Source organism: Sphingomonas sp., from assembly GCF_003248515.1.
GTDB lineage: Bacteria > Pseudomonadota > Alphaproteobacteria > Sphingomonadales > Sphingomonadaceae > Sphingomonas_I.
The window spans coordinates 1-1505 of sequence record NZ_QFOB01000036.1; the positions used below are offsets into that span (position 1 = coordinate 1).

1 protein-coding gene is annotated in these 1505 nt (G+C 68.2%); it reads left to right on the forward strand.

All coding sequences use genetic code 11. The annotated features are described in order from the left end of the window. A partial coding sequence (dxs, locus tag DI605_RS21450; protein WP_293977828.1) for a 1-deoxy-D-xylulose-5-phosphate synthase occupies positions 1-1505 on the forward strand: 1505 nt, incomplete at both ends.

Below are 1505 nucleotides of genomic sequence, written 5' to 3' on the forward strand. Positions count from 1 at the left end.
GTGGAGCTGACGGTAGCGCTGCACTATGTGTTTGAGACGCCGCGGGATCGTTTGATCTGGGATGTTGGTCACCAGGCGTATCCGCACAAGATACTGACGGGCCGGCGGGATCGGATCCGGACGCTGCGGCAGGGCGGGGGGCTTTCGGGTTTCACGAAGCGTGCCGAGAGCGAATATGATCCGTTCGGCGCGGCGCACAGCTCGACCTCGATTTCGGCGGCGCTGGGCTTTGCGGTGGCGAACAAGCTTTCGGGAGCGCCGGGCAAGGCGATCGCGGTGATCGGCGACGGGGCGATGTCGGCGGGCATGGCCTATGAGGCGATGAACAATGCGGGCGAGGCGGGCAACCGTCTGGTCGTGATCCTGAACGACAACGACATGTCGATCGCGCCGCCTGTGGGGGGGCTGTCGGCCTATCTGGCGCGGATCGTGTCGGGGCGCCGCTTCCTGACGCTGCGTGACCTGGCCAAAAGGGTGGCGAGGAAGCTGCCGCGCCCGCTGGCCGAGGGGCTGAAGAAGACGGACGAGTTTGCGCGCGGCATCACGATGGGCGGCACGCTCTTCGAGGAACTGGGCTTTTATTATGTGGGTCCGGTGGACGGCCACAATCTGGATCATCTGATCCCGATCCTGGAAAATGTGCGCGATGCGGCCGAGGGGCCGTGCCTGGTCCATGTCGTGACCAAGAAGGGCAAGGGCTATGCGCCGGCCGAGGCCGCGGCCGACAAATATCATGGCGTGCAGAAGTTCGACATCGTCTCGGGCAGGCAGGACAAGGCGCCGGCGGGGCCGCCGCAATATCAGAACGTGTTCGGGGACGCGCTGATCGGGGAGGCGAAGCGCGACGCGACGATCTGCGCGATCACGGCGGCGATGCCTTCGGGCACGGGGGTGGACCGGTTCGCCAAGGCGTTCCCGGAGCGCGCGTTCGACGTGGGCATTGCCGAGCAGCATGCGGTGACGTTCGCAGCGGGCCTTGCCGCGCAGGGGATGCGGCCGTTCTGCGCCATCTATTCGACGTTCCTGCAGCGCGCCTACGATCAGGTGGTGCATGACGTGGCGATCCAGAACCTGCCGGTGCGCTTCGCGATCGACCGGGCGGGGCTGGTGGGCGCGGACGGGGCGACGCATGCGGGCAGCTTCGATGTGACCTATCTGGCGAGCCTGCCCAATTTCGTGGTGATGGCGCCGGCGGACGAGGCGGAGCTGGTGCACATGACGCACACGGCGGCGCTGCACGATACGGGGCCGATCGCGTTCCGCTATCCGCGCGGGGCGGGCACGGGCGTGGCGCTGCCGGAGGCGCCGCAGCGTCTGGCGATCGGCAAGGGGCGGATCGTGCGCGAGGGCAAGGCGGTGGCGATCCTGTCGCTGGGCACGCGGCTGGCGGATGCGCTGGCGGCGGCGGACAGGCTGGAGGCGCAGGGGCTTTCGACGACGGTGGCGGACCTGCGCTTCGCCAAGCCGCTGGACAGCGATCTGATCCGCCGGCTGCTGGCCACGCA